At 50.6% G+C, this 12,862-nt stretch carries 8 protein-coding genes; 5 read left to right on the top strand and 3 right to left on the bottom strand.

Going from position 1 to position 12,862, the window contains the following annotated elements:
* Window position 1: 1 nt before the first annotated feature.
* Both deoB and deoD read left to right on the top strand, forming a co-directional pair.
* On the top strand, window positions 2–1,255 hold the full coding sequence (deoB, locus tag AC1HDJ_RS13285) for a phosphopentomutase (protein ID WP_479536192.1): 1,254 nt from the start codon (window positions 2–4) through the stop codon (window positions 1,253–1,255).
* A 103-nt stretch (window positions 1,256–1,358) separates the two neighbouring features.
* Window positions 1,359–2,078 (top strand): purine-nucleoside phosphorylase, encoded by a 720-nt coding sequence (gene deoD, locus AC1HDJ_RS13280; protein WP_479536191.1) that lies wholly within the window; start codon window positions 1,359–1,361, stop codon window positions 2,076–2,078.
* A gap of 149 nt (window positions 2,079–2,227) precedes the next feature.
* Here the strand turns inward: deoD and AC1HDJ_RS13275 are convergent, their stop codons facing one another.
* Window positions 2,228–2,986 carry an AhpA/YtjB family protein gene (locus AC1HDJ_RS13275; protein ID WP_479536190.1) on the bottom strand — a complete coding sequence of 253 codons (759 nt, stop codon included), beginning with the start codon at window positions 2,984–2,986 and terminating at the stop codon, window positions 2,228–2,230.
* A gap of 237 nt (window positions 2,987–3,223) precedes the next feature.
* Between AC1HDJ_RS13275 and serB the strand changes: the two genes are divergently transcribed.
* On the top strand, window positions 3,224–4,201 hold the full coding sequence (gene serB, locus AC1HDJ_RS13270) for a phosphoserine phosphatase (protein WP_479536189.1): 978 nt from the start codon (window positions 3,224–3,226) through the stop codon (window positions 4,199–4,201).
* Here serB and AC1HDJ_RS13265 read toward each other — a convergent pair.
* Window positions 4,196–6,610, bottom strand: a complete 2,415-nt coding sequence (locus AC1HDJ_RS13265) for a PilZ domain-containing protein (protein ID WP_479536188.1) — start codon at window positions 6,608–6,610, stop codon at window positions 4,196–4,198. The genes serB and AC1HDJ_RS13265 overlap by 6 nt on opposite strands.
* A 232-nt stretch (window positions 6,611–6,842) precedes the next feature.
* On the opposite strand from AC1HDJ_RS13265, the gene radA reads away from it, so the two are divergent.
* A complete protein-coding gene (gene radA, locus AC1HDJ_RS13260; RefSeq protein WP_438622415.1) occupies window positions 6,843–8,222 on the top strand; it encodes a DNA repair protein RadA in 1,380 nt (459 codons plus the stop codon).
* 694 nt (window positions 8,223–8,916) lie between these two features.
* Here radA and ettA read toward each other — a convergent pair.
* Complete coding sequence (ettA, locus tag AC1HDJ_RS13255) at window positions 8,917–10,584, bottom strand: energy-dependent translational throttle protein EttA (RefSeq protein WP_438622414.1); 1,668 nt, start codon at window positions 10,582–10,584, stop codon at window positions 8,917–8,919.
* 336 nt (window positions 10,585–10,920) lie between these two features.
* On the opposite strand from ettA, the gene sltY reads away from it, so the two are divergent.
* Window positions 10,921–12,834, top strand: a complete 1,914-nt coding sequence (gene sltY, locus AC1HDJ_RS13250) for a murein transglycosylase (protein ID WP_479537156.1) — start codon at window positions 10,921–10,923, stop codon at window positions 12,832–12,834.
* Window positions 12,835–12,862 lie beyond the last annotated feature (28 nt).

Genomic DNA, 12,862 nt, shown 5'->3' with positions numbered 1-12,862 from the left:
TATGAAACGTGCCTTTATAATGGTGCTGGACTCATTCGGTATCGGTGCAGCAGAAGATGCTGTGAAATTTGGTGATGTGGGTGCAGATACACTGGGCCATATCGCACAGGAGTGCGCCAACGGTCAGGCTGATCATGGCCGTAAAGGGCCGCTGACTCTGCCTAACCTTAGCCGTTTAGGGCTGGGAAAAGCGGCACAAGAGTCAACTGGTACATTTCCTGTCGGGCTTGATGAGCACGCTGAGATTATCGGGGCTTATGGCCATGCGGCCGAGCTGTCATCAGGTAAAGATACGCCATCAGGCCACTGGGAAATTGCCGGTGTTCCTGTGTTGTTTGATTGGGGATATTTCTCTGAGCATGACAACAGCTTTCCTGCCGAATTATTAGAGAAAATTGTTACCCGCGCTAAATTGCCCGGTTATCTGGGAAATTGCCACGCTTCCGGAACACAAATTCTTGATGAGCTAGGCGAAGAGCACATGAAAACCGGCAAGCCGATTTTCTATACCTCTGCTGACTCAGTGTTCCAGATTGCCTGCCATGAAGAGACCTACGGTTTAGAAAACCTTTACACCCTTTGCAAAATCGTGCGTGAAGAGCTTGAAGGCTACAATATTGGCCGTGTGATTGCACGCCCATTCCTTGGCAACAAACCGGGTGAGTTTCAGCGTACCGGCAACCGAAAAGATTTGGCCGTTGAGCCACCGGCAACTACAGTGCTGCAAAAACTGGTTGAAGAGAAGCACGGGCAAGTGGTGTCGGTGGGTAAGATTGCCGATATTTACGCGCACGTAGGCATCACCAAAAAAGTGAAAGCCACCGGTATTGATGCGCTGTTTGATGCCACGCTCGAAGAGATGAAACTGGCCGGTGATAACACCATTGTGTTCACCAACTTTGTTGATTTTGACTCTTCATACGGCCATCGCCGTGATGTTGCCGGTTATGCTGCTGCACTGGAGTTGTTTGACCGCCGTTTACCGGAAATGCTTTCGCTGGTGGGTGAGGATGATATTTTGATCCTGACTGCTGATCACGGTTGTGATCCAACATGGCCGGGCTCTGATCATACGCGTGAGCACATTCCGGTGCTGGTGTATGGCCCGAAAATTACCGCTGGTTCATTAGGCCGCCGGAAAACCTTCGCCGATATCGGGCAGACGCTGGCCGCTTATTTTGGAACATCGGCAATGGATTTTGGTATGCCTATGTTCTATCAGGATAAGTTAATTGAGCCAGATAACGGGCAATAATTAGCTGATTATTCTGTGTTCGTGTACGATCTTTGATGTTTACTGATCCTGTTGATCCGAGCTCAGTGATCAACAGAAATAACCGATAAAGGAATCGATAACCATGGCTACTCCGCATATTAATGCTGAAAACGGTGCATTTGCTGATGTTGTTCTGATGCCGGGCGATCCGCTGCGTGCAAAATACATTGCAGAAACCTTTTTGCAAGATGCAGTTGAAGTCACTAACGTGCGCAGCATGCTGGGTTTTACCGGCACGTATAAAGGCCGCAAAGTTTCGGTAATGGGCCATGGTATGGGTATTCCATCCTGCTCTATTTATGCTAAAGAGCTGATTACCGAATATGGCGTGAAGAAAATTATCCGTGTGGGTTCATGTGGTGCGGTGAGCACTGATGTGAAATTGCGTGAAGTGATCATCGGTATGGGTGCTTGCACTGATTCCAAAGTGAACCGTCTGCGTTTTAAAGATCACGATTTCTCTGCAATCGCTGATTTTGATATGGTGCGTAACGCTGTTGATGCAGCAAAAGCGCGCGGTACTAAAGTGCGTGTTGGTAATATCTTTTCGGCAGACCTGTTCTATACACCAGATCCAAGCATGTTTGATGTGATGGAAAAATACGGTGTACTGGGTGTTGAGATGGAAGCGGCCGGTATTTACGGTGTTGCCGCTGAGTTTGGTGCTAAAGCACTGACTATTTGTACGGTTTCTGATCATATCCGTACTCATGAGCAGACATCAGCCGAAGAGCGTCAACTGACGTTTAACGACATGATTGAAATTGCCCTTGAATCCGTGCTGCTGGGCGATAAAGAGTAATTGTTGCTCTTTTTGTGTTAGTGATCAGGCGATTAAGCTGTCGGCTGTTTTCGACAGCGCCGTCAGAGCACTGCCGCAGATAGAGACGAAACAATCACGCCAAAAGACAAAAAGCGATGAGTATTCATCGCTTTTTCTTTTTGTACCGGTTAACGACGGTAGTATGTTTTTCGGTTGGGCATCCGGCGACGGCGGCGCTGTTTTCGCGTGGAATGTATCGTACTCTCGGAGAACTCTGCCACTTCTGTACCATTTCCATCCGAAAATCGTGCTGTTATGCCTGATTCTGAACCCTGTGGGCGTAGTGGTGCTTGATTCCCGATAACAGGATTACGATTGAGCAAGGTTCGGTTTGTAAGCAAAGCATGCGTAAAAGCAATACCGATTACCAGTGCACTGAGCAGCATTAAGCGGATCATGCCGGTGGTATTGTCGATCAGCTGATCGTCTGTGGATTGCACATGTGTATCAAGTGTCAGGCGTAGAAAACCGAGTGGGGTATTGTTTTCCGCAATAATCTCTACCATCTGGCGGTTTAACATGGCGCGCCGCTGTGAACCATCAAGCCCCAGCCGGTCTCTGACACTGGCATTATCACCCGAGTGTGCGATCAGTGAACCATCCATCCGGTACACACTGGCATCTAAGATCCGAGCTTCCTGTGTCAGCTTATCGAGCTGTTGTGCTATCTGATCAGAGCCATCATCCATTTTCAGTAACGGAAACAGCCCGACAGCCACCTGTCGTGTTAGCGTGCGTGCAAGCTGATCGACCTGATCAGAGCGCGCAGCTTGTGCGTTTAAACCAAACACACTGGCCGCTTGCAGCAAGGAAACAAAAATAGACAGACACACCGCCGCGATGAGCAAGGTGCGCAGGTGGTATTTAATCAGCTTTATTATGGGCATTACCATTAACTCAGTTGCAGCGCGCGCACGGCACTAAAAGTAGCCCCTGAATCAGGGGGAGATCAGTTTTTATGCTCTGACAGCGATAATGTGTGTTGACCGGATGATGTTTTCTGACGCTTGGTGTTATCCCTTTTGTTTTTTGTCTGTCTATCTTCTGTCGGTTTGTCAGTTGCCAGCATGCCTTTCAATAGGCTAATTTACATCAGCAATTAACCGTGAGCAGGAAGCGTTAGAATGAATCTTAAGGATAATGATTTTACCCGATTACCTTCACGTCTCTCTGAGTGGTCATGTTTGCCTTTATTACTGCAAGGTCATGAGGCCATTCCGCTTGATTATACCTTGGGAGAGGGCGGATGGCTGCTGTATGGTAAAAATTTAGATAAAGCGGCTTTGGTGCGTTATCAGGGGCTGCTGAATGCACCGTTAGTGGTGCAAGGGACATGGCATGTGGCTGATTATCAAGTGGTGCAGTTTGCTGGCCAATGTTCAGTGTCTGCGGCAGACATTGCCGATAAACTCGGGTGGGATACTGCCGCACTGAATGCGTTGCCATCACTGCGCACTCCTGGCTTATTGGTGATGGATATGGATTCCACCGCTATCCAAATTGAGTGCATTGATGAGATAGCCACACTTGCCGGTACCGGCCCGCAAGTGGCTGAAGTTACCGAGCGCGCAATGCGCGGCGAGCTTGATTTTGCCCAGAGCCTGCGTCAGCGGGTGGCGACATTGCAGGGAGCTAATAGCCATATTCTGGAGCAGGTGTTGGATAATTTGCCATTAATGCCGGGGCTGACCGCACTGGTACAGCAGTTGCAAACATTCGGTTGGCAGGTGGCGATTGCCTCGGGGGGTTTTACCTATTTTGCCGAGCATTTACAGTGTCAGCTGGGGTTGTGCCATGTTGAAGCTAACGTGCTGGGTATCTGTGATAATCAATTGACCGGTGAAGTTGAGGGCAACATTGTTGATGCTGAACGTAAAGCGGTGGTGCTGCGCCAACTGGCCGAGCAGTATCAGATCCCCCTAACCAATACGGTCGGTATTGGTGATGGCGCAAATGATCTGAAGATGCTGCATGCGGCCGGATTGGGCATTGCATTTCATGCCAAGCCGACCGTACAGGCACAGGCTCAGGTTGTGATCCGCCATGCCGATTTGCTGGGGGTGTTGTGCATTTTATCGGCCAGCATCGGGCGCAACTTATAGCGTTTCGATTAATGTTTCGACTGCCATCCGGCGCTGCTCGGATTCGAGCCGCAGCAGCACCTCTTCGGTGCAGTCGGTTAGCTCTATCATGGCTGCTAGGGCTAATAACTCTTGTTCGAGCATTTTTGCCTGGCTGAGATTGGCCCTGATAAGCTGCTCGAAATCGCGCAGTAAGTTGGGGTGCAATGTGTTGCGCTTATAGCGGGTCAGCTGAAAACGCAGTGCAATAAATTCCCCCTGTTGCATCGCCTGCCGGATAAATGCCATCAGAGCACTTTTATCCTCAAACTCCGTATCGAGCTTTTTATCCTGTAGTTGGTATTGCCACTTCTCTTGGTGCAGTGACAGATAAATTTTGTGCTCGGCAGGATACGGGCGGAATGGCTCGTTAAGCGGGCGGGTGACTAATTGTGACCAGTACTCTTCGAGCAGTGTCAGCAGTAGGGTATTGGCTTGCCCCTGTCCGAGTCGGCGGTTTAAATTGTAGGTTGCCGGTGTCATACCGACAGCCGTAGGCCGGTAGTTGTGCCCGTCTTGCACCACAAAAATTGGTATGCTGGCCAGATGCGGAACGGTGATCTGGCGGAAAATATCGATGATCTCCGGCAGGGTCTGTTGCTCTGCATCCTCCTGTAAAATATGCAAATTAGCAGAGATCAGCCGCTGGATAAACTGCACGCCGGTGTGTTCGGCATGCGGCTCAATGGCGGTGAGTACGAGCTGATCTTGCTCGGCATTGATGTATAGCACCCGATACGGCAGGGTATGCAGGGGGATCTGTTTATCAAGAACCTGCCATGCCGGAAAGTGCAGCAACAGCACCTGATTTCGTTTTATACTCAGCGGCTGCCCAAGCACTATACGCAGGCCAACGGCTGAAAAATCAACGGTATAGCCAATAATCGTACGCTGATCAGGGCTGGTAACATGCACCTCCGTTTGGTAACGGTAGCGCGGGGCTCGCCGGCGCTGCTCTTGCGACATGTTCACTTCAAAAGTTGGGCTGTGGGCGCGAGGCAAGCAAAATACATTCAGCTGATTGAGCGGTAAGTTGGGCTGCGGGGTTTGCTTATAATCAGCCTGTATCTGATGGCTGCTCAGATCTTGTAGCAATACCAGATAGCGTAAATCGTTAAGCTGATGCTCTGCAATCAGCGCTTGCTGTTCAGGGTGCGGGCTAAAGTCATCGGCGCTCAGTTGGCGGATGATAAGCCGCTGCACTCGAAAGCTGGGGCGGCGTGCGCCAACATGCCAGAATAGCTCACGTTGGTCGGCGTGTGTCAGTTCGGTGTTCATCGCACAATAAAAATAGGTGCGCCCGCCTTGCCGGTGGATAAAACTGTACAGCAGAGCTTTGACGCAAGAGACTCCCGGCGGACAGATGCGTTGCAGGCGCTCAGGCGTAAAAAACTGCCCAAGTACCGGTTGATAGTTTTCATCATGCCAATACTGGTAGCTCTCGCGGTTATTTTGCGAGTGCAGCGCATACAGCGTGCCCTGCTGGCTGATCAGCAGCGGCAGTGTTGCGGTGGCGTTCAGGTAAGATTGTTCCAGCCCACGTAGGTGTAACTGCGTCAGCAGACCATCAACATTCAGGCGCACTTTCTTGCTGCCGCTACGCGCCAGTGCGCCCATCAGACGGTTCAGTGCGGGATCAGGCCGACTGATGTGCAGGCGCAATAACTGACGCTGCTCCTGACGCTCGATACCCACTAGCAGGTAATTTAACCCGCGCTCAAGTGTTGGCTGATCGAGCTTTTCACTCAGCGAGCCAAACTGAATGATAAACTCCTGACCGAGTTTAAAGGTCAGTGCATGCGGTACCCGAATGCACAGGCCCGCCAGTGAGATATCAATAGTAATGCCGTGTGCAATTTGCTGCGTTTCACGGCAGGTGACTACCACTTGGCAGTGATAGTGCAGGCGCGCTTCATTGCGCATAAACTGGTAGCCAAAACGGGCTACCGTGACATCGGGGGGTATCTCTTTTTTCGCTGCCGGTGTTGGGTTGTTACTGGCCTTCTGCTCAGCTTTTTCGAGCGATTCTTGCTGATGCATGATGCGGTAGTTGTTATCGGCCTGCATCACCGCGTCATGTACGCCTTGTGTGTAGACATTGCGAAAGAGCGCAATCTGTTGCTGGAAGATGTTTAGCGCAACATCATCGAGCCAGTGAGTTATACCGTTGACCTGATGCTCATAGCAGCGCCCATCAACCCGATTGCGTAAATCAATCGGTTGATGACAGGGGCTGTGCAACTGGCGATGTGCCATTCTGATCTGTAAACGATCATTGGCACTGCTTTGTGGCAACAACTTTTTCAGCAGCGAATCGAGCTCGGCATTCATTCCAAGCGGGATCAGTTGCTGCAAGATCTGGGTAAACTCATCCGGTAAAGTGGTGTGCATAGGTCTTTCGCTGCGCTTAAAATAGAGGTGGCCTGTGCTGCGAGCATTGAACAAAAAATAGTGTACAGCCAGACGACAGAAACAGAAGATGACAACAAGGTTATCGGCATACCGTATAACAACATGATGATACAGCCCAATTTTCGTATTAAATTTGCGATAAGACTATGATTTTTAGCCTGATTTAGAGCTTAATTTTGCGTCTTAATTGCCTTTGCAGGAGAGCTCTCTAGTGGCTAAAGCTGTGAAACGTGCCTTTGTGTGCAATGAGTGCGGGTCTGATTACCCGCGCTGGCAGGGGCAGTGCAGTGCCTGTCAGGCATGGAATACTATTACTGAAGTACGCCTTGCAGCGGCCAGTGTTGCGCGTACCGACCGTACCAGCGGTTATGCTGGGCATGCGGGAAACCATAAAGTCCAGACGCTGGCCGAGATCAGTTTACAAGAGTTACCGCGTTTCTCTTCCAGTTTTAAAGAGTTTGATCGGGTGCTCGGTGGCGGTGTCGTGCCCGGCAGTGCCATTTTGATTGGCGGAAGCCCCGGCGCGGGTAAAAGTACCCTGCTGTTACAGGTGATGTGCCGTTTAGCCGAGCAGATGAAAGCCTTGTATGTGACAGGGGAAGAGTCATTGCAGCAAGTTGCCATGCGTGCCTATCGCCTTGGCTTGCCGACCGACAAACTGAAAATGCTGTCAGAGACCAGCGTTGAGCAGATTTGCCTGATTGCCGAGCAGGAAAAGCCGCAAATTATGGTGATCGACTCAATTCAGGTGATGCACATGGCCGATATTCAGTCGGCACCCGGTAGCGTGGCGCAGGTGCGAGAAACTGCCGCTTACCTAACCCGCTTTGCCAAAACCACACAGGTTGCGATTATTATGGTCGGCCATGTGACAAAAGACGGATCACTGGCTGGCCCAAAAGTACTCGAGCACTGTATTGACTGTTCAGTCTTGCTTGACGGAGATACTGATTCGCGTTTTCGGATGCTGCGCAGCCATAAAAACCGTTTTGGCGCGGTCAACGAACTGGGCGTGTTCGCGATGACCGAGCAGGGCATGCGAGAGGTCAGCAACCCGTCGGCGATTTTTTTAAGCCGCGGTGAAGAGGAAGCGCCGGGCAGTTCGGTGATGGTGGTGTGGGAAGGCACGCGGCCACTGCTGGTTGAAATTCAGGCTTTAGTGGATCACTCAATGTTAGGCAATCCGCGCCGTGTGGCGGTGGGCTTGGATCAAAATCGATTATCGCTTTTACTGGCGGTACTCCACCGGCATGGTGGGTTGCAGATGGCCGATCAGGATGTCTTTGTGAATGTGGTTGGCGGGGTAAAAGTGACCGAAACCAGTGCAGACTTGGCTCTGGTGCTGGCCATGGTATCTAGCCTGCGCGACAGACCATTACCGCGTGACGTGGTGGTCTTTGGTGAAGTGGGGTTGGCCGGTGAAATTCGCCCTGTGCCCAGTGGCCAAGAGCGTATCACCGAAGCGGCAAAGCACGGCTTTAAGCGCGCTATTGTTCCGCATGCCAATATGCCAAAGCAGCCTCCGGCGGGAATGCAGGTATTCGGTGTGAAAAAGCTCTCTGATGCGCTCGAAGCGTTTATTGATCTTTAATCGCACCGTTAACCTAACCGGTTTTGTAGTTCGCCGCTGTTTTTAGCTAATAGCCAGATATAGCGTTATTTTTTGCGGGCAAAAAAACGGCTGTACCAGTGTGTTACAGAAGGCTTATCAATTGGGTTGGTAACATATTGTGTTGGTGGGAATAAAAACATGGCACACCTCATGCTGATTCTGAATGTAGTTAATTAACACCGTCTGCATTCAGTGTGCCGATTGGATCACTCAATATAACAAGCCGTTATTTACGTATGAATAATGCAAAAAAACGGCGTTGTACTGACTGATAAGCCGTGAAAGCAGGCTTGTCGGCACGGTTGGTACTGTATACAGTCGGTGGATAAATAAACATGACATGCCTCCTTGGCGCTGGGGTAACGACTGAAAGTCGCCGTAATCTTGTGTGATATTGGTCACCTTTATGTTGGTAAGTTTACTACAACAGGTTACGTGATCAATCGTTTATTGTAGAAAAAATAGGCATAAATAATAACCAATCGGTAGGTTTGCGTTATAAGTATTTTGCGGGAAAAGAGCAGCAGCCAGCCATTGCGGTTCATTGCAGCAGCAAAGAAAAAGGCCTGATTTCTCAGGCCTTTTGATTCAAAGGGAATGATTCAAAGAGAATGACTCAACGTGAGTACCGCAGTAATAGCGATTTAAACCGCTATCAGCATAAAACTGCGGCTTACTTCACCATACGGGTATATTTTGCCCGATGCGGCTGAATAGCATCAGCACCGTAGGTTTTTTTCTTCCACTCTTCGTATTCAGTAAAGTTACCTTCAAAGAACTCTACTTTGCCCTCATCCTGATAATCTAGAATGTGAGTGGCGATACGGTCTAAGAACCAGCGGTCGTGCGAGATAACCATGGCACAGCCCGGGAACTCTAGCAGGGCGTTCTCGAGTGCGCGTAGGGTTTCAACGTCAAGGTCGTTGGTTGGCTCATCGAGCAGCAACAGGTTGCCGCCGGTTTGCAGCAGTTTGGCCAAATGCAAACGGCCACGCTCACCACCAGAAAGCTCGCCAACGCGCTTTTGCTGATCTGAACCTTTAAAGTTAAAACGGCCAATATAGGCACGGCTTGGGATCTCAAAGTTACCAATGCGCAGAATATCCTGCCCGTTGGCCACCTCTTCAAACACAGTTTTCTTATCATCCATCGCATCACGGAACTGATCGACAGAAGCCAGTTTCACCGTATCACCCAGCACAATTGCGCCAGAATCTGGTTGCTCTTGGCCTGACATCATCCGGAACAGGGTCGATTTACCCGCACCGTTCGGGCCGATGATCCCGACGATAGCCCCTTTTGGCAGGCTAAATGACAAATCATTAATCAGCGTGCGATCACCGTAGGATTTGACCAAATTAGCCACATCCACCACCTTATCACCCAAACGCGGGCCAGGCGGAATGAACAGCTCATTGGTCTCATTACGTTTTTGGTAATCGGTGTTGTTAAGCTCTTCAAAGCGAGCCATACGCGCTTTGCTTTTGGCCTGACGCCCTTTCGGGTTCTGGCGTACCCACTCAAGCTCTTTCTCGATAGACTTGCGACGCGCCGCTTCAGAAGAGGCCTCTTGTGCCAAACGCTGATCTTTTTGTTCCAGCCAAGAAGAGTAGTTCCCTTCCCACGGAATACCTTCACCGCGGTCAAGTTCTAAGATCCAGCCGGCCACATTATCGAGGAAGTAACGGTCGTGCGTAATGGCAACCACAGTACCTTCGTAGTCGTGCAGGAAGCGCTCAAGCCATGCAACCGATTCGGCATCTAAATGGTTAGTCGGTTCGTCGAGCAGCAGCATGTCTGGCTTTTCGAGCAGCAGGCGGCAAATTGCCACACGGCGGCGCTCACCACCCGACAAATTGGCAATTTTTGCATCCCACGCTGGTAGGCGCAGTGCATCAGCGGCACGCTCAAGCTGGTTATCCAGATTGTGGCCATCATAAGTCTGGATAATCGCTTCGAGTTCACCCTGCTCTTTGGCTAATTTATCAAAATCAGCCTCAGGATCAGCGTACAGAGCGTACACCTCATCTAAACGGGTTAACGCGCTTTTAACCTCAGCAACGGCCTCTTCGACCGCTTCACGAACGGTACTTTCGGTATTGAGCTTCGGCTCTTGCGGCAGATAGCCAATTTTCAGCCCCGGTTGTGGGCGAGCTTCGCCCTCAATATCGGTATCAACTCCAGCCATAATACGCAGCAGCGTTGATTTACCTGCACCGTTCAGACCCAGAACACCAATTTTGGCACCCGGGAAAAAACTCAGAGAGATATTTTTTAGGATATGACGCTTCGGCGGTACAACTTTGCCGACGCGGTGCATTGAATAAACATATTGAGCCATAACGCTTTATCGACCCTATTGATTGACCAATAAAAATCTATTGTAGCCGTTCCTTGTAGCCAAGTGTAACCCTTTCCTGAGTCAGAAACCGGCTTCACATTTATTGCTAATTTATCACTACTGTTACAAGGGTATGCTATCCCTTATAGTAAAGATAAGGTGATAGCCTTACACAAGGCTTGCGGCAATGTATACACTGTGTGGTAAACGCTTAGGTGCGGCATAACAACCGCCACAGTAACCGCCACAATGGCAAACCAAAGATAACCAAAACAGCAGAGCCTTAAAGCAATACAACGCAGGGAAGTGCGTTTCATAAGGAGTTACAACATGGCATTGCGCCAGTGGATATTGAATTTTTGTATTATCGGCGTCAGCAGCACCAGTATGCTTGTTCAGGCCGCGCCAACCGCCGGTGAGCGCCAGACTTACCAGCAGGCCAAGGCCGCACTCGACAGTAACCAGCCTGATGTGGCCGCCCAGCTTTTACCGGCGCTGAAAAATTACCCGCTGTATCCCTACATTGAATACCGTTTATTGACTCGGGATATGAGCCAGCTGACTGCCGCACAGGCTCGCAGTTTTATTGAACGTTACCAGACCATGCCACTGGCCAAAGGGCTGCCTGAGCGTTTTAGCCCTGAATTAACTCGTCGTGAAGATTGGAAAACGCTGCTGACGCTGATGCCACAAGCTCCATCATCAGTCGCCGGTCAGTGCCGTTTTTACTATGCCAACTATGCTACCGGCAAACGCCAGCAAGCATGGGAGGGGGCAAAAAAAATCTGGTTAACCGGTAAATCACTGCCGGATGCCTGTGACCCACTGCTTAATGTGTGGCAAAGCAGCAGCGCCTTTACCCCGCTGAACGTGCTGGATCGTATGTTGCTGGCAATGAAAGCCGGGAATGACAGCCTGTTGGCACATTTAGCCGCTCAGTTACCGCAAACATACCGCTCAATGGCCAACGGATTGCTTGATTTACAGGCGAATCCGGCACAAGTATTGAGCTTTGCCCAGACCCACGGCGCTAGCCCGATAGCGCGTCAGGCCACCCTGATTGCCTTTAACCGGCTAGTGCGCAGTGATCTGGATAATGCCCGCGCCCTGATTGCGCCGTTGGCCAAAGCCCAAGCGATGAGCCATACCCAAGTGGGTGAGATGGAGAGCGCTGTCGCTATCCGCATGATGGATGCCACTGATGCCGAACAGATCCGCTGGCGCGACGGGATAGTGCAGCGTAGTCAAAGCGCAGCATTGATTGAACGGCGTATTCGGTTAGCGTTGTCGCGTAATGATCTGACCGACACCGGCCGCTGGATTGCCCGTTTACCGGCTGCCGACAAAGATAAAGATGAGTGGCTATACTGGCATGCCCGTGTACTGCAACAGCAGGGCAAAAAGCAACAAGCACAGGCCGATCTTAAACGCCTGACTGAGCGGCGCGGTTTTTATCCGATGGTTGCTGCCCAGCAGCTACAACAGCCCTACAAAGTGAAAAATGACTCACGGCAAGTCAGTACGCAGGATGTCAGCCATTGGCCTGAAATTATTCGTATCCGTGAACTGCTATACTGGGATCTACACAACATTGCTCGCAGTGAGTGGAGTAGCTTAATCGGGCACTATCCGGCCGGTACGCAGGCGGTATTAACCGCGTATGCCCGTCGGCAGGGCTGGAGTGATCTCAGTGTACAGGGAACTATCCGCGCTAAACTTTGGGATCACATAGATGAGCGTTTCCCGCTGGCGTATCCAAACCTGTTTACACTGGCTACCCGCACAAAAACCATCACCCCAAGCTATGCGATGGCGATTGCCCGTCAGGAGAGTGCATGGAATCCGGAAGCACAATCACCGGTTGGCGCGCGCGGATTGATGCAACTAATGCCGAAAACCGCGCAGCATACGGCCAAGAAAAACAGTATTCCGCTGCAACAAGAGAGCCAGTTATTCCAGCCGCAGACTAACATTCAGCTCGGTACGGCCTATCTTGAAGAGGTTTATCAGCAATTTGGGCGTAACCGTATTCTGGCCACCGCGGCCTATAATGCCGGCCCTTCGCGCGTAAACCGCTGGCTGAATAATGCCAACGGTCAGCTTGATGCGATAGCTTTTATTGAAAGCATTCCTTTTAACGAGACCCGAGGTTACGTTAAAAATGTGCTGGCATATGATGTATTCTATCGCTATCAGATGAAAAATCAGCTGCCCGTGCTGACTGCCGCAGAGTTAAATCAGCGTTACTGATGACGCATTAGCGTATTGGTTAACGATA

The sequence above is a fragment of the Plesiomonas sp. ISS29 genome (assembly GCF_056522795.1).
The sequence above is the reverse complement of the archived record's forward strand: the minus strand, read 5'-3'. Positions and strand labels throughout refer to the sequence as shown.

Excerpts from the sequence above, each read along its gene's own strand:
- deoB (WP_479536192.1), top strand. The coding sequence starts at position 2 with ATGAAACGTGCCTTTATAATGGTGCTGGACTCATTCGGTATCGGTGCA.
- deoD (WP_479536191.1), top strand. The coding sequence starts at position 1,359 with ATGGCTACTCCGCATATTAATGCTGAAAACGGTGCATTTGCTGATGTT.
- AC1HDJ_RS13275 (WP_479536190.1), bottom strand. The coding sequence starts at position 2,986 with ATGCCCATAATAAAGCTGATTAAATACCACCTGCGCACCTTGCTCATC.
- serB (WP_479536189.1), top strand. The coding sequence starts at position 3,224 with ATGAATCTTAAGGATAATGATTTTACCCGATTACCTTCACGTCTCTCT.
- AC1HDJ_RS13265 (WP_479536188.1), bottom strand. The coding sequence starts at position 6,610 with ATGCACACCACTTTACCGGATGAGTTTACCCAGATCTTGCAGCAACTG.
- ettA (WP_438622414.1), bottom strand. The coding sequence starts at position 10,584 with ATGGCTCAATATGTTTATTCAATGCACCGCGTCGGCAAAGTTGTACCG.